This is a genomic window from Lentibacillus jeotgali (assembly GCF_000224785.1).
Lineage (GTDB): Bacteria > Bacillota > Bacilli > Bacillales > Amphibacillaceae > Lentibacillus > Lentibacillus jeotgali.
In genome coordinates this window covers 650,495-673,304 of sequence record NZ_AGAV01000005.1, presented here as the reverse complement: position 1 = coordinate 673,304, position 22,810 = coordinate 650,495, and the positions used below count along the sequence as shown (strand labels likewise).

Sequence of the window (22,810 nt, the reverse complement as noted above, 5' to 3'; positions counted from 1 at the left end):
AAAGCTGATGAACTTTCAATTTGATCGTGTGTACCTGGCCCGCGGCAGCACGGATCTACGTAAATCCATTGATGGGCTGGCAGTCATTGTAAAAGAATGCTTTGACCTCGATCCCTTTTCCCCCAGCCTGTTCGTGTTCTGTAACCGAAAACGTGATAAGCTAAAGATCCTACAGTGGGAGAATAACGGGTTTTGGTTGCATTACCGCAGACTGGAAAGAGGAATATTCCATTGGCCATCAGAAAAGGAGGCGGCACCCATGACTATCAGCTCACGCCAACTTCGTTGGCTGTTTATTCCGAATTCTGGATAAACAGCCTTATTCCGACTAAAAGATTATTCCGACTTTTTATCTCTGGCAGCTCTTTATATTATAAATGATTCGAAAATTAGTCGGAATAATCCTGTTATCTCATAATCATTTTAACCCATATAACCTACGTATCATTTCATCATCATCCTTCCAAATTGGGACTGTTTTTTCTTTTTCAATATTTAAGTTAGTTGTTGCTGTTTCTTTCTTTTCATCTCCGTATCTGCCGACGCATAAATTAATGTGGTTTCCGGATCTTCATGTCCGAGAAATTCTGAAAGTAACGGTAATGACATACCATTTCTATACAAATGCATTGCCCTGCTTCTTCTAAACATATGTGGATGGACTTTAAATGGGATTTCTGAACATTTTTCACGTGCTTGTTTTGCATACTTCTTTATGAATTTAGCAACATTATCATCTGACATCTTCCTTTTTTCGCCATGATGTATTACATAGAATAAATAATCATCTGGGTTATAGCTACCATGAAATTCACGTACATAAATATGGCAAATAGCCATAGTTTTTTGCATTAATGGAATGCTTCTCTTCTTGCGGCCTTTCCCATTTACAAAGACGTAGGGAGCTGTTTTATTGTCTGTAATATCTTTCATTTTGATTGAAAGCATTTCGCTATTTCGAGCTGCCGAATCATACATGAGTGACATGTAGAAACAGTCTCTAAATCCAGTTTTTAATTTAGTATCAGGGCAAGAGAGTATTGCTTTTAGTGCATCTTCCGACATGAACTCAATGGTTTTGTTTTTATCTACCTTTCTTCGCGGTATGGTCAATAGCCTGTTGTATATTGATGCATAGGTTACATCTTCATAAGCAATGTATTTAAAAAAACTCCTGATGCACGATAGTCTTTGATTAATTGTTGCATTCCCACATTTCCGTTTTTCTTCAAGCCAATCAAGAAATCCCGTAGTAATACCAATGTCTAGGAACGTTTTGACCTCAATTTTTACCAATGGAATCCCTAGATGTTTGACACAGTAATCTAGGAGTAAATTCAATGCATCCCTGCTTGCTTGTACAGTGTTTTCACTAAGATTTCTATGTCGTGGCATAAACTCAGTCAAATATTTCCGTACATATTCAAAAAACTGCATGGAAGTATCTCTGTTATTCATATGATACCTCCGGTATTAATGAATCAAATTTATTCCAGTCAAAATTTTTGTTTTTCCTTAAACGTTCTGGTAGAAGATGAATATAATAGGCTGTACTTTGAAATTCAACATGTCCCATATATGAACTAAGATATGGGAGTAGCACCATTACATCTTCTCCAGCATCAAACCATTTCATTATAATTCTAGTAGCGTAATTATGGCGAAAATCGTATACCCTTGGAGATATTCCTGTTTTGTTATCAAGCCCTGCTTCTTTCCAGTATTTTTTGAGTTGGTTTGATATCCATCTTCTTCTGCGGCTCTCTTTTACTAACATATGGAAAAACCAGTGTCTGTTAGGATAATTCTTCTCAGCTATGGTATCGTATTTTCTACATACCTCATTTAAATCTTCCGTTATGCTGATTAGACGATCTCTTTTAGTTTTTGAGTTATGAATGAAAATAGTTTGATTTTCTAGATTAACATCATACCTTCTGAGATCTCTTAGTTCATTAGGCCGGAGGCCACACCCATAAGCAATCCTAAAAAATACTGGTACTGTATATTCAGTAAAAGGTGTACGCTTATTGGGTTTAATACTATCTATGATATGAAAGAAAGCAGCTATCTCTTCATCTGTAAAGATATATGGTGTATAAGATTCGTATTTTCCAATTACATCAACTGGTATTATATATGCTTCCTTCCCACAAAAGTTCATGTACTTTCCCAATTGTCGGATTGTAATCAGCCTGTGCTTATGCATGTTTATACTCTCTGTTTCTCTTTTCATGCCCCATTCCATTACTAGATCTTTTGTCAGTGTATCTACATAAGGGTGCTTCGATAAACAGAACTGATCAAAGTCATAAAGCTCGGAAGCATAGGTATAGGGGTTATACCCCATAGATTCCCTAAACTTGAACATATTTGTGATTGAAATGGAAAACTTGCTTTGGTATTCATAATTCATGACAATTCCTCCTTTAAAACGGGAATGTCATCTAAACCAAGGCAGCATTTCCTCATATTTTCTTCATCATATGATAGGTAGCTTTTTGTTGCTTCTGTATTACTGTGTCCGAGAAACTCGGCTATGATAGGCAAGGGAGTATGCTCTTTAGACATCCATGAACCCACGCTCCTGCGTAATGCATGAAATGACTTCCCAGTGTTCTCAAGATTCCACCCTATTTTTGCAAGATGTCTTTTCAACATGGTATTGCCAGACGATCGTCCTTCAAGCCTTGTGTAGGGCGGGACATTTCTCAGAAATATCCATTCTTCATTAACATTAGGTCGTCCGTTCAATATATAGTCTGCAACTGCATTCCCTGCTACAACAGACAGCGGTATAATTAGGGTATTTCCAGTTTTTCCTTGCTTGAGCTTTATATCATTATTGTTCCAGTCAATGTCCTTTAGCTTTAGGTTGTAGATATCAGAGGAACGTAGTCCAGTATAAACAGCAAGGGTAATGATAGCATAATCTCGTTTACCATTTCTTGTTGAAGTATCTATTGTGGCTAATATCTTAGAAATATCTTCATGTGAAAAATGTGGAAGTACTGATTTCCGTCTGCCCGCTGGCTTCAGCATATTGAAATCTAACTCTAGGTTTGTGTACCCTTCTGAATTTAGGAAGATAAACAGTCTTTTAAGCATCTGAACATCCTTGTCAATACTTCTATACTTACTGGAATCTGATAAAAAATCTTCGATAAAACTACTAGTAATATCTGTTATATCACAAATGCCATTTTTCTCTAAAAATATCCAGAACTGCCTACTATTTAATTCATACCTGTCTAATGTTCTGGGTGCCAAATGACTAGAAAGGCTTTGTAAAAATTTCTTTTGTAGCTTTTTATAGCACTCTGGAATATACTTCGTATATTTTCGGTGCCTACCTCTTCGTTCTAGCCCGCCAAAATGATATATTTCTTCGCAAAAATCAACTGTATTCTGCATGTACAGATATCGTTCATGTGATATATCTCCTGTAGCTAGTCTGGCCTTTTGGACCGTTAGCCAGCTATAAAGTTTTTCCGATGAATACACTTCCTCTTGATCAATTAAACGTGTACTACCTGAATAAGCCCTCTTGATCATTAAAATCCTTTCATGGATAGTATCATGACAATAATCAAGCTTTTTCATTTCATCCTCAAACAGTGTAATAAATTCACTGATTGAAATTTCAGATAAAAATTCGTTTCCTGTGGAATTATTTTTCATCCAAATCCCTCTCTTCAAATGTTATTCTCAGGAACTCCTGATATAAAACATTTTACTAGAGAAATATGGAGGTATTATTCCGACTAATTTTCGAATCATTTATAATATAAAGAGCTTCTAGAGATAAAAAGTCGGAATAATCTTTTAGTCGGAATAAGGCTGTTTATCCAGAATTCGGAATAAGCAGCCAACGAAGTTGGCGTGAGCTGATAGTCATGGGTGCCGCCTCCTTTTCTGATGGCCAATGGAATATTCCTCTTTCCAGTCTGCGGTAATGCAACCAAAACCCGTTATTCTCCCACTGTAGGATCTTTAGCTTATCATGTTTTCGGTTACAGAACACGAACAGGCTGGGGGAAAAGGGATCGAGGTCAAAGCATTCTTTTACAATGACTGCCAGCCCATCAATGGATTTACGTAGATCCGTGCTGCCGCGGGCCAGGTACACACGATCAAATTGAAAGTTCATCAGCTTTGTTTCTGCAGGATATGTATGATATCGGACAGTAAGCCAACATTGGCTCCTGGCCGGACTTCGACAGAAATGGCATCAAAGTGAATGAAGATCGGGTCTTGTCCTTCGGAGGATAACATTTCATCGTCCACTTGGACGGTCAGCCATTGGGTCTCTGTTGTCTCCGGTTCTGGAGAAATCATATCCCTTTCAAATCGCTGCACCCAATAATACATTTGATGGACCTTGATTTCTTGATCCCGACACCATTCAGCTATACTTTCCCCGCTTTCTTTCCATGCATCATAGCGCGCTTTCCATTCTATTCGTTTGTCTTTAAGAGTCATCGCATAACCTCCCGAATTAATTCTAAGAAGATTATCGCATGGAGAACTTAAGTTTCATACGTGGGAACTATTTGACGCTTACTTTTAAAATGCCAAGTTCATCAAAAACGGCTTTTAATGCTTTTGGCAGTTGATTATTCATGTCATTATTCGCTATCATAGTAGTAGGCACCTCACTATTGATAGTTTTTTCTGGCTAATTAAACTATACCAAAAGTCGAGGTGTTTTTCTTTTATTGTGATGTGTTGTCAAGGAACATAATGCAGGTGCCAAGGAATGGTACTGCAGTCAGCTATTGTTGGGTCATTATTTGTAAGATCTGATTAGCAGATCTTTTTAATAGCTTGGGTTGTTATGATCTCTTCAAACAAATCAACCATATTTCCTGCTATTTCTATGCTTTCCAGACAGTTTTCGGCTGGCTTCATATCCATAAAATAGCTCTGAAGTTCCATATCAAAACTTCACAGGTCACAGTGTTGGATGTCCGACCTCAAACATCATACGCTTCTTTGTGATTTTATTTAGCCCATTACCCCGTTTTTAATTTACTAACACGAGAGCAACTTGCGGGAAAAACCATACTATGACAAGTACCATGACAACCATCAAAACAAATGGTAATACACTTTTAATAATCAGTTTCATCGATTCATTTGGAAATAAAGACTTTAATGCAAATAGATTCATACCTATAGGAGGTGTTATCACTGCCAGTTCCATATTTATTACCATAATAATCCCAAACCATATGGGATCAAAGCCAAGAGACATCGCGATAGGATAAAAAATAGGCGTTGTTATTAATAATATTGATACGACTTCTAAGAAAAATCCCATTGTTAACCATATAATATTCATTAATAATAAAATTACCCAGGGGGATACCGATAAGTCTGTAATAAAACCGGATAAATATTGAGGTAGCCCAATTAATGTTAATGACGAACCAAAAACCAATGCCCCAACCACTACTGTTAACAGCATAGTAGATGTCTTAGCAGAATTCACAAGAACCTTTGGTAACAATTTAACTTTAAGACTTCTGTGAATAAGCAGACAAACAATCAGACTATATATAACCCCTACCCCTGCAGCTTCTGTAGGGGTGTAAATTCCGGCATAGATACCGCCTAAAACAATTATAGGCAATATTAGATCGGGTAATGCTACCAAGATGGATCCTCTTTTTTCCACAAGAGTCGCTGAAGTCTCGTAATTATCATTTAAATCTGTACTCCCATCTTTATCTATAAAATTCTCTTTAGTCTTCGGAGCCATAATGATTGCGTAAACTGAAAGCAAAGCAGCTAATAAAACACCCGGGATTATTCCTGCTATGAATAATTTCCCAGGTGAACTGCCACTTAGTGATGCGTATAAAATTAACGGTATACTAGGGGGGATTAATATACCCAAAGACCCTCCCACTGCAGATAAACCGAATGAAAGTTTTTTTGAATAATTCTGTTTAATCATTTCTGGAATAGCTATTTTCCCAATCGTTACTACAGAAGTCATACTTGAACCTACAATAGCAGAAAAAAAAGAGAACGCGCTGACCCCGGCAACACCTGTACCACCTTTTATCTTTCTTAATAAACGGTGGGCCACCATAAAAATTCTCTCACCACTTTTACCATGATATAGAATTTCTCCCATTAGAACATACAAAGGAATAGCAACAAACACAAAATCTGATAACGAAGAATGTAATGTGATTGGTATTTGTATCATGAAATCAGTACCTACTGATGTCCATATTGTAATAATCCCAGATAATCCTAATGCGAATCCTATAGGCACACCAAGTAATAAGCAAAAAATAAGAACAGCCAATAAAATTATAATGGCACTTGTACTAATCAAACTTCTTCCCCCTTTTCAAAAATTGTAGTATCTTCCAAAATTATTTTTATTATTGTACAAATACTGCTTATTACAAGCAATACTCCACCTATAGCAATAAATGAATAAGGAACCCATAAAGGGAACTCAAGTAAGGTAGGAGAAACTCTTCCCATTTTCAGGGAATTATTTGTATATTGAAACCCGTAAACAATTAATACATAAGCATATGGAATCACTAAAAAAGTAGCGGTAATTTGAACGATTTTTTTTGCTATACCACTTAGTTTTTCAACTAAAAATGATACTTTTATATGTTCGTCCTGTATTAATAGGTATCCCATTGAGAGAAAAACTATGAATTGCAACATATAGGTAGATAATTCATTGGCCCAAATTGTGGGGGAGTTAAATAAATATCTGCTTACTACCTCATAAAAAACGAACAGAGCAAGTAATGCCATAAACCCTCCCCCTATATAAACAATTATTCTTTCGATATCTGTAATCACCTTTACAATACACCTCATAGTTTTTCACCCTTTATTTTAAATTTAAGTCACAGATGAACCGTTTGTCATTACTATTCACTTATTTCTAAGGATATTTTTCGTTCATAGTGTCCACTATATCTAAAAGTTTCTGCCCTAGCTCTCCATTTTGCTCTACATACTCTTCCCGTCGTTGTGAAGAAGCTTCCACCCATTCTTCATATTCCTCTTCAGTTGGCTCGTATACCTCTACACCTAATTCTTTTAATTTTTGTTTATACTCTTTGTCAGACTCTTTGGCTACTTGTCTAGATTTCTCCTGTGCTATTTTAGAAGCCTCTATGACCGCAGACTGAACATCTTCAGGAAGAGAATTCCACCATTCAAGATTAGCGGTTGCAGGGAAGGGGATATAATTAATAGCCATATTTGTACCATACTTTGAAACTTCATGAAGACTACGATCTACAACCGAAGAAGGACCAGTCATAAATCCATCAATTGTACCGTGCTCCATAGACTGGTAAATTTCTTGCGAGCTAATACTAACTGGTGAAGCCCCTATTTCTTCTAAAAATTTGGCTGACCCTTGGCCAAATGCTCTCATCTTTTTTCCTTTTAAGTCTTCAGGTACCTTAATCGGTTCGTTTCCATATACTTCGACGGTTCCATACATTGACCAGCCAAGTAATTTCATTCCCATCTTTTCAAATTGTTCTCCAAAAATTTCCCCATATTCTCCATCTTCTGCGGCCCACTCAGCTTCCCATGAGCTAAATATAAATGGTAAATCAACTATTCGTAGTGGTTCTGCTTCTGAACTTGCCAAAAATCCTATGTTTATTTGGCCAATTTCCACACCACCTGTTGATAGAGCATCTGGAAGTTCAGAATCATTATAAAGTTGACCATTTGGAAAGGTTTGTGGTTTTAAATGGATAGATGTATTCTTTGTCCTCTTACTAATTTCATCTGCTAAAACTTCAAAATACACTCCTGTAGCATGTTCAGATGGTAAATTATAAGCTATTCTAATTTGTTTAGAGTTGCTACCTGAAGCCTCTTCGTTGGCAGTCTCTTCACCATTACTGTCACAACCTGTAATCAGTAATAGTACAATTACTAAGATAATTAAACTGAACTTATTTTTCATTTTTCTCCTCCCTTTGTAAGCCCTTACATTATTTCGCTAAACTTTCTGACATAAATTGTTAATGTTTACTACCCAATCCTTAATATTTAAGATACCTTCCATCTGTTGCGCTTGTTGAAAGAGTTCAATCATATCTGTGTGTATCTGTTTATCGATTTCCTTAGAATATCTATAATAATAATATAAACAATCCAACCACTTATTTCGATATTCTTGTAAATTCATGGGACATTCCTTTGATCCTGGCGTATGGTATACAATTTTTTCGAACTTCTCTCCATCATTTAATTCGATTGTTACATAAACTGGTCCTTCATCCACCATTTTGTTATCTGTCGGGCTTACTGTATACTCTTGAGCTTTTACTTTGAAAAATGAATTTCTTATTTTTTGCCTATTTAATTTTTCACTTGTAAATGTTTGCAATTGAATATAACCGTCTTCTAAAGCTGCAAGGCATGTATATTCAGCACTAAATTTACCCTGAAGACCTGTAACTGGGTTATTATGGATAAGTGGCATTAATCCCCCTTGTGGAACCAAAACATTAATTCCAGAAACATTTTCTATACTTAAATTAAATTCTTCCCTAAGTTCTAGAACACCTTGAATAAAACGATGTGTCAAATAGCAACAAGGAAACTTTTTAACAGATAACCCGTTTTTTTGATAATCATACGGGTTTCCAAAGTTTAATTTTTTAATATTATCGTGAAACTCATTCGTTGAAACAGTACCACCAAATGCATTAAAAAAGCCTCTTGAATCAAAAACTTCACTATTACCAGCATATCCTTCTCTTGCTAAAATTGTTGCCTGAACGGCGTGTTGTGATGCTAATCCAACATGTAAAGGTTTTGTCATTGTACCAAAATTTTTCTGTAGCCCCCCTGCCATAGAAGCAGAAATTGCAATAGCATTGGATAACTCTTTTTCACCCAATTGGAAAAGGTAACCACAAGCAGTTGTGGCTCCAATAGTTCCTAAAGTACTTGTGGCATGCCAACCAAGATTATAGTGATTAAAACCCATCACTTGACCAATTCTAATCATTACTTCTGTACCGATAGCATATGAGGTAATTAGCTCTCGACCAGATTTTTCTAAGTATTCAGCAATTGGAATAATTGAGGATACAATTGGAGCACTTGGATGAGCCAAAACAGTTGGTGTTACATCATCAAAATCTAAAGCATGAGCTGCGGTTCCATTTATTAGCGCTGTAATTTCTAATGGGAGTTCATAAGCATCGCCCCAGAGTAATGACATCTCACCTCCGGATTTTCTTGATTTGTAAGTCTTTTTTAGAATTTGAACACATGACTCGTTCCAACCAGCCAAAGCAACTCCAACAGTATCTGTAATAGCATATTTTGAAGTCTTCTTTATTTCATCTGGCAAAGCATCATACTCAGTTGAATTTACAAACCTAATAATTTTATCCATTAGCAAAGAAGACATCTTTACAACTCCTATCTATTTTTCCATTTTGGCTTTCTTTTTTCATTAAATGCTGCAATACCTTCCATTCTATCTTCAGATGAAACCAATACATTATATCCAGCAATATCTAAGATAAACCCTGTATGAAAATCAATTTCTGTCCCCCTACTCATAGATGTTTTAGCCATCTTAATTGACATTGGTGCACTTTGGGTAATTTTCATTGCAATTTTTTCAGTTTCTTCTAAAGCTTTTCCGTTTTCAACAACTCTATTTACCAATCCCCATTCGTATGCTAAATTAGCATCAATTGTTCGCCCAGTATAAATCATTTCTTTAGCTCTGCGAACTCCAATAGAACGTGGTAAGTTTTGCAGACCACCACCGCCAGGCATTATACCAATCGTTACTTCTGTCAAACCAAATAGAGATCTTTCTGCAGCAATTATAAAGTCAGCTACCAATGCTAACTCACATCCCCCAGCCAATGCATATCCCTCTACGGCAGCAATTACTGGCTGAGGAAAATCTTTTACAGTAATAAATAAATCTTCTATTAATTGATGTTGATGACGCCATTCCCAATCTGTCATTCCATTTCTTTCTTTTAAGTCTCCCCCTGCTGAAAATGCTTTATTACCAGCACCTGTAATAATTATACAACGCAACTTATCGTTATAAGCGCTTTCCCTAAAAACAGACAATACTTCAGTTATTAATTTTGTGTTCATTGCGTTCATTTTTTCTGGTCGATTTAATTCAACTATAAGAATATCTTCATTTTCTCCGATATACCGCAAATTAATTGTTTCCACTGGACTACACCTCTATCATTAGAATTAGTAAGATCTTGGCAAACCTAATATGTGTTCCGCTACATAACTGGTAACTAGGTTATTAGAAATTGGTGCTGTTCGAAAAAGTCTAGTTTCCTTCCATTTCCTTTCAATATGATACTCTTTTGCAACACCATATCCACCGAAAGTAGTCATTGCAACATCCGCTGCTTCCCAAGCTGCTTCAGATGCTAAATATTTTGCTATGTTTGCCTCGGGCCCACATTGTAATCCTTGGTCAAACTTCGTTGCTGCCTTTAACATCATAGTTTGAGCTGACTCCACAGACATATGAGCCTTCGCTATCGGAAATTGTACACCTTGGTTTTTTCCTATAGGACGGTTAAAGACAACTCTTTCATTTGCATATTGTACAGATTGTTCTACAAACCACTTCCCATCGCCGATACACTCACTGGCAACTAAAATCCTTTCAGCATTAAGACCACTTAACAAATAACGGAACCCTTTTCCTTCTTCCCCTACCAAAGCACTATCAGGGACTTCTAAGTCGTTTATAAACAAAACATTGGTTTCATGGTTTAACATTGTATCAATTAGATTTGCTTCAATAGCATCTCCGGTTTCCCTGGTATCAATTAGAAATAAACTCATCCCTTCTGTTTTTTTGCTAACTTCTTCTATTGGGGTAGTACGTGCTAATAATAGAATCATATCTGAATGCTGATACCTGGAGGTCCAAATTTTTTGTCCATTAATGAGATATCCATCTTGTGTCTTTTTAGCAACTGTTTTAATCTTAGTTGTATCTGATCCAGCATCAGGCTCTGTCACCCCAAACGCTTGTAGTCTAACAGAACCATCAGCTATTTTTGGAAGATATCTTTTCTTTTGCTCTTCACGACCATGACGTAAAATAGACCCCATTGTATACATTTGAGCATGACATGCTGCTCCTGCACCACCTGATCGATTTATTTCTTGTAAAATTAAAGCCCCCTCTGTTATACCTAAATTAGATCCACCATATTCCTCAGGTATTAGAGCACCTAGCCAGCCAGCATCGCTCATAGCTTTTACAAATTCTTCGGGGTACTTTTCTTCCTCATCACATTTCTTCCAATACTCAAGATCAAATCTTATGCAAAGCTCTCTAACTGCTGACTTTATGTCTAATTGTAGATCATTTAATTCAAAGTTCATTTGAAACCCTCCCTATTTAGATTAAGACTTCTCTAACTTTCTTGCATCGCCCAAGTATACTTGCGAATATTTGAAAGTATTCCACCACTCTTAAGATGAGCAGGAAGTTTATGACCGACTATTTTTTCAACAACTTGTGTGCAATTTAACAGTTCCTTTAGATCTAAACCGGTATCAATACCCATTTCTTCACACATAAAAGCCAAGTCTTCTGTAGCAATATTTCCGGCTGCACCTTTTATTGCTGCAAAGGGACATCCTCCTAACCCTCCAACTGCAGTTTCAAAATCCTTAACTCCCTCCTCTAGAGCAGCATAAGCATTTGCTATTCCTAAACCTCTTGTATCATGTAAATGTAAAAGGATATCAATATCTGACCACTCTTCTTTAATAGTGTATACAGTTCTTTTTATTTGTTCTGGGTTAGCCCAACCCATAGTGTCAGCTAATTTTATTTTTGTGATTGTTTGATTATTTATTTCAGCAATTTCCTTAGCCTTACGCAAAACATTTAAGGATTGAGAGAGGGTAATGTTACCTTCATAATTACAACCAAATGCTGTCATTAATGACAGTTGGTTAACATTTATTCCTGAATTCTGATAAACCTCAATCCAGTTTGGAATGTTTTGGAGTGTCTCCTCTATATCTTTATTTGTATTTTTCTTTGAAAAAGTGTTACTAGATGAAAGCAAAAGATCACCATCTACTTTCACATTATTCCTCAATGCTCTTTTCAAGCCCTTTATATTTAAATAAACTGCTCTATAGGAAACGTTGGATTTTCTTTCTATTCGATTAAGAACTTTTTCAGCATCTGCCATTTTAGGTACCCATTTGGGACTTACAAAAGATGTAACTTCAATACTGCTGAGTCCCGTATGATTCAGTTTATTAACGAATTGTACCTTATCCTCAGTTGAAACTGGACCATCCTCAATTTGAAACCCTTCACGTGGACCTACTTCATAAAGCTTAATACTTTTAGGTAGGCTCATAGTAACCACTTCCCTATCATTAACCAATTACTTCATTTTGTTTAAACTCTTGTATCTCACTCTCAGAGTAATTAAGCGCTTTCAAAATTTCCTGAGTATGCTCTCCTAACTCTGGTGGATTAATCCTATAGTCCCCTCGAAGTTGATCTAATTTAAATGGTAAATCAACTATTTTAAAATCATCTATTCTATAATTTTCGATTTCTTTTATGAGATTCATTGCATTAACTTGCTCATCGGAATATACTTTGTCTAAAGTATTTATAATACTACAAGGTACTTTGTTGTCTCTTAAAATATGAATAAGCTCAATACTTTCATATTTAATGGTTTGTCTTTCAATTATTTCATGTAATTTATTTCGATTTTTTATCCTTTCACTATTAGTCTTGAACCTATTATCTTCTAATATTTCCTCAGATAAATCTAATGACAGACACAAATTTTTAAACAAACGGTTATTGCCTGCAGCAATAATTATCCAACTATCCTCAGTCCTAAAGGCTTCATATGGTGCTATCATTGGAGTTGCAGTTCCAATTTTCTCCGGGACCTTTCCAGTTGCCATATAATTAGTCAATTGCAAACTCGACCATGCTACACCTGTTTCCAATAAGCTATTCGTTACTTTGGTACCTTTTCCTGTCAAGTTTCTCTTTATGAGAGCTGACATGATTCCAATAATTGACCACATTCCTGTTGCCATATCAATGATTGATACACCAACGCGGGCTGGATCGTCCTCAGGGTTACCAGTAATACTCATGACACCTGTATAAGCTTGAATTAACGGATCATATCCTGGTTCATTTTTTAAAGCACCCTCATCACCAAAAGCACTAATTGCAGCATAAATTAATTTAGGATTTTCTGTTATTAATTTTTCATAGTGTATTCCCCTTGATTCCAAACTTCCAGGTTTCATGCTGTGAATAAAAATATCTGCATCTTTCGCTAGCTCCTTAATAATTTCTTGCCCATTAAGGCTGTTAAGATTAACACATATACTTTTTTTATTTCTATTCAATCCAAGAAATGTTGCGGATTGATCCCCCCAAGAAGGCGGATTCCAAAGCCTTGTATCATCACCGGTTTTAGGCCTTTCTATTTTAATTACTTCTGCACCTAAATCGCCTAACACTTGTGTACAATAAGGACCTGCTACATTTTGAGTAAGATCAATAATCCTTACCCCTGAAAGTACATCAGACATTTTCTCCCCACCAATCGCATTTTTTCACAACATTTTAATTATCAAACGTTACAACAACTCCCTAATATAACCCCCATTTCAATGCTTTTCACTCCAACAACAGTAGTTTTATTTTATAGCCCCTTTTAATTGGAACCATTAATATTGTTATTTTATTTATAACATTGAAAAAATTATTTGTCTAAGATATAATTTTTATAATAACTATAGACAAATTTTATACATAGGGGGTGAATACGATGGAACCGAAAATTCTTCGTTATGCATTAATGGTGTCAAATGAAAAAAGCTTTTCGAAAGCAGCAAAAAAGCTTCATTTGTCTCAACCTTCTCTTAGCTACCAAATTAGCAAATTGGAAAATGATTTGGGTGTGGAATTATTTAAAAGAGGAAAAAAAGGAATCCAACTCACTTATGCGGGAATATGTTTTACAAATCGTGCAACAGAAATTGTTGATCAATTTAAACAATTGAAAGATGAAATGATAGATTTTGCCGACATGAATAAGGGGCAATTATTAATTGGAAGTTTATCCGTTACAGGGGCTTTTTTATTACCAGAGGCTATTTCAAGATTTAGAAAAAAATATCCAGGCATAGAAATTGCCCTGATTGAGGACTCATCTGTTAATTTAGAATCTTTTATTTCACACGGTCAGATAGAAATGGGGTTATTATCCATGCCTGTTATTAACAATGAACTTGACTTTGAGACAATTTTGGAAGAAGATATTTTACTTGTAGTCCCATCTGCACATCCATTATCTAAATTACAAGAAGTAGATCTTTTCAAATGTAAAGATGATAATTTTATTCTATTGAAGAATGGAACTGGATTTCGATCAACGACCGAACTCCTGTGTTACGAAGCTGGATTTGAGCCAAAAATCGCTTTTGAAAGTATTAATATTAACACTTGTCTATCCCTTGTATCGTCAGGTATTGGTATCACTTTTGCGCCAAAAATGGTTATCAAAGAATTTAGTTATAATACAACAAATGATCTTGTTTATTTACCAATAAATCATTCTGTAAAACCAACGAGAAGGGTTATTTTTGCCTACAAGAAAGAAAGATATCTTTCTAGGGCAGCTCATTCATTTATAAATATAACGAAAGAACTAGCGGCCACTTTATAATGGTTCCGCTAAAAATGAAAAAATAAGATGAAACTAATACCTTGGTTCACTCCCAAAAGGTCATCCCACCGATTTTGATACCACATATAGTATAATAATATCAAATAAACCACAATAATTTGTGTTTTTGGGATGTTATTTTTTAAAAACGACTTTTTGGGGACTAACCATTGATTACGGCCAACAAAATGTACCACTGGTGACATGTTATTTACCACCGAATGACAATAAATGTACCATTAAGTGACAAATAAATGTACCACTTACACAATACCTTCTATATAATTAATGAGCATGCCTTTGGCATGACATGATTATAGGAGGTATTTTTTAATGATTCACTATCGAAAGATACTGGAATTTCACGATGAAGGCATTAGCATCAGGGGCATTTCAGTAAGTACAGGAAACTCCCGCCAGAAGGTAACAGAAGTTATTGAACTGGCAACAAAGAAAGGAGTGGTTTGTCCATTAGAGGAAGAAATGTCAGATCAATGGTTGAAGGAATTCCTTTATCCAGAGACGACGTTGGAGGCTTCGGGGCGAAAGCCATTAGATTTTGAATATATTCATAAAGAGCTAGCGAAGCCCAATGTGACACTATCGCTGCTTCATCATGAATATGAAACGGAATGCCGCACGAATCATAAAATTCCATATTCCTATCGTAGCTTTGTTCGTCACTATAGTAAGTATGCGGATAAATATAAGGCTACATTGCGCATTCGAAGAAAACCTGGTGAAATTATGGAAGTTGATTGGGCGGGTTCTACAGCTTTCGTTATTGATCGGGATACAGGAGAAAGATTAAAGGCCTACATTTTTGTCGCGACCTTGCCATGTAGCCAATTATCGTATGCCGAAGCAACCTTATCCATGGATTTAAATGCTTGGATAACGTCCCATAACCATGCGTACGAGTACTTTGGCGGATCCACACAGATTATAGTGCCGGACAATCTAAAGGCTAGTGTAACAAAACATACGACGCGTGAACTAGTTTTAAACCCTACTTACCGAGAAATGGCAGATTACTATAACACTATAGTCATGCCTGCCCGGGTGCGGGTGCCGAAGGACAAGGCGAATGTTGAAGGCTCTGTCGGTGTTATTTCAACATGGATAATTGCAGCATTAAGAAATACACAATGCTTCAGCATTGATGAATTGAATAATGAGGTTCGGAAGAAATTAGATGAGTTTAATCAGCGCCCTTTCACTCGTAAACAGGGATGTCGCCTGTCAGCATTTGAAGAAGAGGAGAAATTTGCGCTTTCCCCTCTTCCAAACGCACCTTATAAAATGTCTCAGTGGAAAACAGCAAAGGTGCGACCTGATTACCATGTCTCTGTTGAGAGCATGTTTTATTCTGTTCCATACGAGTATATCAATCGAGAAGTGGAAATAAAACTTTCGGATGATCTCATCGAGATCTTTTTTAATCATATGCGAATTGCCTCTCACAAGCGATTATATGGTAAATTTGGTCAATTAGCTACCATTCGTGATCATATGCCTGATAATCATAAGCTATTTGTAGATCAGACACCGGAGGCAGCGATTGAATGGGCCGAAAGCATTGGCCTATCTACTTTAGATATCGTTCAATACATCTTAAATACAGCACAGGTGGAAAAACAAGGATTACAATCCGTGTTTTCATTAAAAAAATTAGAGCGCCGTTATACGAAATACGAGATAGAGCGTGCATGTAAAATGATAACAACGATGACCAACAGGCCGACAGTCAAGAGCCTTCAAACGATTTTAAAAAACAATAAAAAGAACGATGCCGAGCAGGAACTAAAACGCAAAACGGAAGTGAAAGAAAATAACTATGGGTTCACTCGTGGAGCTGCTTACTATAGGGGGATGGATCAATAATGAATGAACAAACACTGACAAAATTACATGAAATGAAACTAACTGGCATGGCTGAGGCCTACAAGGAACAAGCATCGAACAAAGACTTTCAAAACATGGATTTTGAAGACCGGCTTTCTTTACTAGTCGATTTGGAACACTCCCGTCGTAAAAGCAATAAGCTTCAACGACTAATCAAACAAGCGACCTTTCTAAACTCAAAGGCTTGTATCGAGGATTTAGAGTACCATGATGACCGCAAACTGGATAAACACTTGATATTAAAGCTAGCAAGCGGTGTCTATATCCAGGATAGCCACAACATTATATTAAAGGGGGCTACCGGATCTGGTAAATCATTTTTAGCGACTGCATTCGGTATATCTGCTTGTCGGCAATTTTATAAGGTGAAATACATTCGCCTGCCTGAGTTATTGGATGAACTAACGCTTGCCAAGTTAGCAGCAGACGGGACCTATCGGAAATGCATTAAAAAATACACAAAAGTCGATTTGCTTATTCTTGATGAATGGTTACTTACCGACCTGACGGCTGATGAGGCAGCCATATTACTTGAAATCACTGAGGCACGCCATAAATTAGCATCAACTATCTTCTGTTCCCAAATTGATCCCAGTGGGTGGCATCTGAAATTAGGGAATGAAACGATTGCGGAGGCTATTTTAGACCGTATCATTCATGACTCCTATCAAATTTTGATAGATGGTGAAATTTCCATGCGTGAACGCCATGGATTGGGGGGGTCCAATTGATCCCCGAAGAAATTGAAAACCGCATAGCAAAGTACTTTTTTCATAGGTATTTACCCGAAGAGGTAAGAATTGAAGTTGAAAGCAGATTGTTGCCCTCCTGCATATGGATTGAAGAAGAGGATTTAGATTGTGATGAACTGGTTCGTTTGGCTATCAGGATTATTGATAAGCAATTAGGCGATAAAAAGTTCAGATAGGACAAAACAGCCATTGGGATAAATCTCTATTCTAATGGCTGTTAATTATTATGTACTGTGCAGATGGCTACCGTGCATACGCTTGCTTCCTTCTAATTCGCGTTAGTTTGCTTCGCAAACAAACGCTCATTACGAAGCTATGCCCTCCAACACTTATAAAACAAAGGGTGAGCCATATCCTATGGTGATATTAAGCTAATAAGCAGAAAAATCTACTGCTTTTAAAATATTGGTTGTAGAGCTTTTTCGATTATTGGTAAATACACTGGCAATGTGTGGTAAATACCTTGGCAAACGATGGTAAAAAAGATGGCAAGGGTGGTAAATTCCGATGGCTGTAATCAAACCATATCATGAGTAAAAAAAGAAAACGATACAGTCCAACAGAACCCGGTATACAGATTCCCCCGTACCGGGTTCTTCAGAAATGGCTTTACAGCCGTACATACGTTGCTTGCGCTCTAATTCCGTAGTCATAGATCGCACACCTTACTCATACTTCTCCATCAAATAACCCGTATCTTCCTTAAGTGCTTGATAAGCTCTTTCCGAAATCAGATCATTCTCTCTTTGATATTCCAATAGCTGCGCAAACCCTTTCAAATGTTTGACAATTTTATCCGCTAATTCTTTGTCCTCATAGTGATCAACAGCTGTCAAATGGATTTAAGGGAACGGGCAACTTGGTCATTCGCAAATTCTCCTCCTCCCGCTTTGTTCGTTTGAATGGCATAGTATCCCCTCCGTCCCAATCTGGTGTACATCCAAAAGTGGTACAAGGAAAACTTGGACATCGATTTATTCACAGGTTAGACAAATACCCGTATGTTATTCCAGGTATCCAAGAAATCGCTGCTACAATTATTCAAAAATCACTTTACCATAGCAAAGCAAATGAGTTCGAGAATACTATTGCATGCACGATGTTAAAAATAGGTTAGAAAAAATAATAAAATGGAAAGGGCAGAAAATTGCTTCAATCCTTGCCATTCCGGTTACGCGATCGAGAGGACTTGAACCCCCAAACCCTGTTACCGGAAACCTTATCAGCACATTTTAACATATTATAAAAGGTGTTAATTTGTTGTTATTGCAAGGTTTAACAGGTGAGTACAAAAGTTGCAAATTGTAAATAAAGGAATCTTTTTCTATTATACGAACTCCGTGATCCCGGTAAGCCAGCCAAGCGATTACAGAAATGCATCATGGTCGAAACATGAAAGGGCGTCCTTCTGAAAAGATGAAAGCCCGATGGAATACTGAGGATACGGATTCTCCTTAATCTATTCTCCAGTTTCAGGTCACTTAGTCCAGGAAGCCTCTTGATGATTAACGAGCCAAGGACCATGTGGATTGAATAGACTTATTTCCTTGCATTAAGTCATTCAAGCTTGAATACATTCATCTTCAAGTTTAGACTATGGAATCAAATTAGCCATGTCAGTCCATGGGTTATTAGGATTCAATTGACCTCCAAAAGGGAGGAAAACTCATCTGGCGTTAATTATGTTCATACATTATCAGGGCCTCCAGGTACAAGGTTTTTCATCCAGTTCGAGGTTCTCTCTTGGATGGTATTTCGGCAAAAGGTGCATCCCCCCTATCAGAGCAACCATCTCTATTTACCGCTGCCTTTATATGAAGTTATTTCTCATCATCTTCTGTAAGCGTTGATAATGCCAGAATTTCTGCAACGTCCATGGTACTGATGTCTTCCTCAACTTCTTTCGCTTTCGTCCCGTCACTGAGCATCGTCAGGCAGAATGGACATGCACTGGAAATCATCGTCGATTCAGTCTCCATTGCCTGTTCGGTGCGGGCCACGTTGATACGGTTTCCTGTTGTGTCTTCCGTCCACATCAGACCGCCGCCGGCACCGCAGCACATGCCGTTTTCACGGCTCCGGTCCATCTCGACCAGATCAAGTCCCGGGATGGATTTCAGAATTTCTCTTGGCGGATCATAAACGCCATTGTATCGTCCCAGATAACAGGAATCATGATAGGTGAGTTTCTGATTGATTTCACGCTGCGGTTCCAGCTTGCCATTCATCACCAGGTCATACAGCATTTGGGTATGGTGATAAACTTCCGCTTCAAAGCCAAAGTCAGGGTATTCATTTTTGAAAATATTATAGGCGTGCGGATCAATGGTTACGATTTTCTTCACGTCATGCTTTTCAAATTCTTAATATTTTTCTCGGCAATTTCCTGGAACAGAAACTCATTTCCGATACGGCGTGCGATATCACCGGAGTTTTGCTCTTTATTTCCAAGGATGGCAAAGCTGATGCCTGCTTGATTCATCAATTTGGCAAACGCAAGCGCGATTTTTTGGCTACGGTTGTCAAATGACCCCATTGAGCTTACCCAGAAAAGATATTCGAAATCTTTATCTTCTTTTTTCAATTCCTTAACGGTTGGGATGTATGCATCTTCATTCTGCTCGCGCCATTTGATGCGGTCTTTTTTGGAAAGTCCCCAAGGGTTGCCCTGACGTTCGATATTCATAACCGCACGTTGAGCATCCGGGTCCATTTTACCTTCTGTCATGACCAGATAACGGCGCATATCAATAATCGTGCCAACGTGTTCATTCATAACCGGGCATGCATCTTCACAGTTGCGGCATGTTGTACAGCCTTCAAGTTCTTCTTGTGTGATAACATCACCGATCAGGCTGACGCTTTCCATGCCTGCAGCAGCTTCATTCGCCCCTGCACTGGCGAGTTTGTTGCCTTTTGTATTGGAAAAGGCGTACTCCGGAACCCAGGCTGATTTGCCTGTAACGGCTGCCCCTTTTTCCGTTAAATGGTCACGCACTTTAACCATAATATCCATCGGTGAGAGCATTTTGCCGGTGCCTGAAGCTGGACAGACATCAGTACAGCGCCCGCATTCAACACATGCATAAAAATCGATCATCTGGTGCTGTTCGAAGTCTTCCACTTTTCCAACACCAAACGAAATCTCATCTTCATCCTGTTCCTCATCAATATCAAAATTAATCGGCTTCAATTTGCCTGGCACTTGTTTACTCAAAAACACGTTGATTGGTGCTGCGATCAAGTGTGCGTGCTTGGATTGCGGCACATATACCAGGAATGCCAGGATCGTTACCGTGTGAATCCACCAGAATACATAGAATAAAACCGCTGCAGCTATTTCCGGCAGCCAACCAAAGAGATAAGCTATTAAACTGGCAACCGGCTCTGTCCAGGTCAGTGCTTCACCGTGCCAGACAATTGCCATCCCATTTCCCAGAAGTACGGAAAGCATCAATGTCCCGATGAATAATAGGACAAGACCCGCTTTAAAGCCGCGTTTAAGACGAACAAGCTTTTCGATATAACGGCGGTAAAAAGCCCATACGACCGCCACCAGGATCATGAGTGTCACAAGTTCCTGGAAAAACGTAAAGCCTGGGTAAAGAATCCCGAATGGTAGGTGGTTGCCTGGTGACAACCCCTTAACGAACATGTCAATCGCGCCAAACTGTACGAGTAAAAAGCCATAAAACATCATGACATGAATCGTGCCGGACTTTTTATCCTTCAACAGCTTGGACTGTCCAAAGACAATCTTCCCTATGCGCCGGAAACGCTCTTTAAAGTCCCGGTCAAACTCGGATTTTTTCCCCATTTTTATGTAGGAAACCCGAGTGGCGACGACTTTAGCGAATAAGAATATGCCATAGGCGACAATTGCAATGAATGCCAGCCAATTGATAAGTAATAATGCGTTTATCATTCGCTCCCCCTTATAAAATCTATCAAAGTTACATTCATTAAACTCTTAAAATGATTATGGGCTTACTTATAACCCTTGTGGTTCAATTTTAATTAAGTAAAGTTTTTAGAATATGCTATTTAAAAGGGAATAAATTATAAGCAATAATAATTTATTCCCTTTATTATGATCTTGTTTAAGGAGAATGTATAACTTTACTATTTGGATTGCATTTCTCAATTTGATTGACTCACTTTGCGAATATATTGGTACGCGACACTTCCCTTTTCCAAAATGACCAAGCTAAAGATAGTAGATTTAGGTAATTTTGGTAATCCAATCGTTCCAAATATACACATCTGTCTTTTTAGTATCAGATAACCTGATTATTGTCTGCTATAGTGAGTTATTTTGAGAAATCATAATACGCAATCAAATCCCTGCTACAAGCAGAATTAGTATAGATTAACTATTATACTCTTTATTTCACTTAACCTTGATTTTAGGCACCAACATTCAAATTTGTTAACCCTTTCGTTAACTTAGGTACCACCTCGAACACATCGCCGACAATACCGTAGTCCGCTACATTGAAAATATTAGCTTCCGGATCCTTGTTGATGGCAACAATGACTTTCGAGTTGGACATGCCTGCTAAGTGCTGGATGGCACCCGAGATACCGACTGCGATATATAAATCAGGTGTTACCACTTTACCGGTCTGGCCGATCTGCAGGGAGTAGTCACAATACTCTGCGTCACATGCCCCGCGGGAAGCGCCGACTGCAGCTCCCAGGACATCAGCAAGCTCATAGAGCGGTTCGAAGCCGTCTGCGCTTTTCACACCGCGTCCGCCGGCAACAATGATATTCGCCTCAGATAGGTCGACACCTTCTGAGGCTTTGCGGATGACATCTTTTATGACGGTATTGATGTCTTTAATTTCAACCTCTTTTGATGATACATCGCATGAGCGTGACGCGTCACGTTCCAATGCAGGAATATTGTTCGGGCGGATAGTCGCGAACGTTAAACCGCTTGTAATCATCTTTTTCTCAAACGCTTTTCCGGAATAAATCGGTCTGATAAATACCGCTTTATCACCGTCATTTTCAATATCAGTGGCGTCTGAAATTAAACCGGTTCCAAGTTTTGCAGCAAGTTTTGGTGTCAGATCCTTGCCGATGGCCGTGTGGCCCATAACAATTCCATCCGGTGATTCATCCTCAATAACTGCCATAACCGCCTGGGAATAACCTTCAGATGTATATGATTCCAGATTATCATGCGTCACCGTTACGACACGGTCTGCACCATGATAGATGACTTCCTGTCCTGATTTATTCAGGTCATCACTGCCACACAAGACACCGACAATCTCCGCATTGGAATCGATTTGTTTAGCAGCTACAACTGCTTCAAATGTAACATTACGCAATTCACCATCTCTTGCTTCCCCTATGACAAGTAGTTTCATACTG

The 22,810-nt window shown here is 37.8% G+C and carries 20 protein-coding genes and 1 pseudogene; 5 read left to right on the top strand and 16 right to left on the bottom strand.

Features of this window, described 5'->3' with window-relative positions; translation table 11 throughout:
* The coding region (gene tnpB / locus ON01_RS05975; protein ID WP_010530103.1) for an IS66 family insertion sequence element accessory protein TnpB at positions 1 to 313 on the top strand (313 nt) is incomplete at its 5' end.
* Positions 314 to 495: 182 nt separating this feature from the next.
* Here the strand turns inward: tnpB (ON01_RS05975) and ON01_RS05970 are convergent.
* From ON01_RS05970 to ON01_RS05910, 13 genes are all read right to left on the bottom strand, one after another.
* Positions 496 to 1,458, bottom strand: a complete 963-nt coding sequence (locus ON01_RS05970) for a tyrosine-type recombinase/integrase (RefSeq protein WP_010530102.1) — start codon at positions 1,456 to 1,458, stop codon at positions 496 to 498.
* Positions 1,451 to 2,416, bottom strand: coding sequence for a tyrosine-type recombinase/integrase (locus ON01_RS05965; protein ID WP_010530101.1), 966 nt, complete (start codon positions 2,414 to 2,416; stop codon positions 1,451 to 1,453). Before ON01_RS05965 ends, ON01_RS05970 begins: the two co-directional genes overlap by 8 nt.
* Positions 2,413 to 3,681, bottom strand: coding sequence for a tyrosine-type recombinase/integrase (locus ON01_RS18525; RefSeq protein WP_010530100.1), 1,269 nt, complete (start codon positions 3,679 to 3,681; stop codon positions 2,413 to 2,415). Before ON01_RS18525 ends, ON01_RS05965 begins: the two co-directional genes overlap by 4 nt.
* A 163-nt stretch (positions 3,682 to 3,844) precedes the next feature.
* Positions 3,845 to 4,150, bottom strand: coding sequence for an IS66 family insertion sequence element accessory protein TnpB (gene tnpB, locus ON01_RS20205; protein ID WP_010530099.1), 306 nt, complete (start codon positions 4,148 to 4,150; stop codon positions 3,845 to 3,847).
* Positions 4,150 to 4,482, bottom strand: a complete 333-nt coding sequence (gene tnpA / locus ON01_RS05950; RefSeq protein ID WP_010530098.1) for an IS66 family insertion sequence element accessory protein TnpA — start codon at positions 4,480 to 4,482, stop codon at positions 4,150 to 4,152. Before tnpA ends, tnpB (ON01_RS20205) begins: the two co-directional genes overlap by 1 nt.
* A gap of 544 nt (positions 4,483 to 5,026) precedes the next feature.
* Positions 5,027 to 6,352 carry a TRAP transporter large permease gene (locus ON01_RS05945; protein ID WP_010530097.1) on the bottom strand — a complete coding sequence of 442 codons (1,326 nt, stop codon included), beginning with the start codon at positions 6,350 to 6,352 and terminating at the stop codon, positions 5,027 to 5,029.
* Positions 6,349 to 6,795: a TRAP transporter small permease gene (locus ON01_RS05940; RefSeq protein WP_175284931.1), complete on the bottom strand. Its 447-nt coding sequence runs from the start codon at positions 6,793 to 6,795 to the stop codon at positions 6,349 to 6,351. The genes ON01_RS05945 and ON01_RS05940 overlap by 4 nt, the downstream gene beginning before the upstream one ends.
* Positions 6,796 to 6,928: 133 nt before the next feature.
* Positions 6,929 to 7,975, bottom strand: coding sequence for a TRAP transporter substrate-binding protein (locus ON01_RS05935; RefSeq protein WP_010530095.1), 1,047 nt, complete (start codon positions 7,973 to 7,975; stop codon positions 6,929 to 6,931).
* Positions 7,976 to 8,011: 36 nt separating this feature from the next.
* Positions 8,012 to 9,436 carry an MmgE/PrpD family protein gene (locus ON01_RS05930; protein WP_010530094.1) on the bottom strand — a complete coding sequence of 475 codons (1,425 nt, stop codon included), beginning with the start codon at positions 9,434 to 9,436 and terminating at the stop codon, positions 8,012 to 8,014.
* 11 nt (positions 9,437 to 9,447) lie between these two features.
* A complete protein-coding gene (locus tag ON01_RS05925) occupies positions 9,448 to 10,233 on the bottom strand; it encodes an enoyl-CoA hydratase/isomerase family protein (protein ID WP_010530093.1) in 786 nt (261 codons plus the stop codon).
* A 24-nt stretch (positions 10,234 to 10,257) separates the two neighbouring features.
* Positions 10,258 to 11,418: an acyl-CoA dehydrogenase family protein gene (locus ON01_RS05920; RefSeq protein ID WP_010530092.1), complete on the bottom strand. Its 1,161-nt coding sequence runs from the start codon at positions 11,416 to 11,418 to the stop codon at positions 10,258 to 10,260.
* A 32-nt stretch (positions 11,419 to 11,450) separates the two neighbouring features.
* Positions 11,451 to 12,416 (bottom strand): hydroxymethylglutaryl-CoA lyase, encoded by a 966-nt coding sequence (locus ON01_RS05915; RefSeq protein WP_010530091.1) that lies wholly within the window; start codon positions 12,414 to 12,416, stop codon positions 11,451 to 11,453.
* 19 nt (positions 12,417 to 12,435) lie between these two features.
* A complete protein-coding gene (locus ON01_RS05910; RefSeq protein ID WP_010530090.1) occupies positions 12,436 to 13,629 on the bottom strand; it encodes a CaiB/BaiF CoA transferase family protein in 1,194 nt (397 codons plus the stop codon).
* 239 nt (positions 13,630 to 13,868) lie between these two features.
* Here ON01_RS05910 and ON01_RS05905 point away from each other — a divergent pair, with 239 nt between their 5' ends.
* The 4 genes from ON01_RS05905 to ON01_RS05885 all read left to right on the top strand — a co-directional run bounded on the left by ON01_RS05905 (position 13,869) and on the right by ON01_RS05885 (position 17,601).
* Entirely contained in the window at positions 13,869 to 14,768 is a 900-nt protein-coding gene (locus ON01_RS05905) for a LysR family transcriptional regulator (RefSeq protein ID WP_010530089.1), read from the top strand.
* 333 nt (positions 14,769 to 15,101) lie between these two features.
* Complete coding sequence (gene istA / locus ON01_RS05895; RefSeq protein ID WP_010530087.1) at positions 15,102 to 16,652, top strand: IS21 family transposase; 1,551 nt, start codon at positions 15,102 to 15,104, stop codon at positions 16,650 to 16,652.
* Positions 16,652 to 17,404 (top strand): IS21-like element helper ATPase IstB, encoded by a 753-nt coding sequence (istB, locus tag ON01_RS05890; protein WP_010530086.1) that lies wholly within the window; start codon positions 16,652 to 16,654, stop codon positions 17,402 to 17,404. Before istA ends, istB begins: the two co-directional genes overlap by 1 nt.
* Positions 17,401 to 17,601: a hypothetical protein gene (locus tag ON01_RS05885; RefSeq protein ID WP_010530085.1), complete on the top strand. Its 201-nt coding sequence runs from the start codon at positions 17,401 to 17,403 to the stop codon at positions 17,599 to 17,601. The genes istB and ON01_RS05885 overlap by 4 nt, the downstream gene beginning before the upstream one ends.
* A 489-nt stretch (positions 17,602 to 18,090) precedes the next feature.
* Here ON01_RS05885 and ON01_RS20200 read toward each other — a convergent pair whose 3' ends face one another.
* The 3 genes and pseudogenes from ON01_RS20200 to ON01_RS05875 all read right to left on the bottom strand — a co-directional run bounded on the left by ON01_RS20200 (position 18,091) and on the right by ON01_RS05875 (position 22,806).
* A complete protein-coding gene (locus ON01_RS20200) occupies positions 18,091 to 18,261 on the bottom strand; it encodes an FIMAH domain-containing protein (protein ID WP_010530084.1) in 171 nt (56 codons plus the stop codon).
* A gap of 984 nt (positions 18,262 to 19,245) precedes the next feature.
* Positions 19,246 to 21,347 (bottom strand): annotated as a pseudogene (locus tag ON01_RS05880) ((Fe-S)-binding protein).
* Positions 21,348 to 21,831: 484 nt separating this feature from the next.
* The gene (locus tag ON01_RS05875; protein ID WP_010530081.1) at positions 21,832 to 22,806 is read right to left on the bottom strand and encodes an electron transfer flavoprotein subunit alpha/FixB family protein; all 975 of its coding nucleotides are present in this window, start codon (positions 22,804 to 22,806) and stop codon (positions 21,832 to 21,834) included.
* Positions 22,807 to 22,810 lie beyond the last annotated feature (4 nt).